Here is a 286-nt window from a genome sequence, read left to right on the forward strand (position 1 = left end):
TAGATAATGGGAATTTTCATTAAACTTAAATGAACCCCATGCATTACCAACACCTCCAAGTCCCCCAGCATCATATCCAATTACTTGAACACCCTTTAACTTTTCTATAGTGTTTTCGCATTCAAAAATAGGCACTGCCAAACTGTTAAACTCCTCTTTCAAATCATGAACCCTTAAACTAGTATATTCAGGAACTTCTTTATTAGAAAAATGTTCATACAATAAGCAAAAGTAATCTAAATCCTTATTATTCATTATTTTCAAGGCATTTAGTATTACCATATCT

Annotated in this window: 1 protein-coding gene; it reads right to left on the reverse strand. The window is 31.5% G+C overall.

Annotation, left to right across the window (positions count from 1 at the left end):
* On the reverse strand, positions 1-286 hold a 286-nt coding region (locus tag V7068_RS21930), incomplete at both ends, for a hypothetical protein (RefSeq protein WP_499714542.1).

The sequence above is a fragment of the Bacillus sp. JJ634 genome, assembly GCF_036962285.1.
Classification (GTDB): domain Bacteria; phylum Bacillota; class Bacilli; order Bacillales; family DSM-1321; genus Peribacillus; species Peribacillus asahii_A.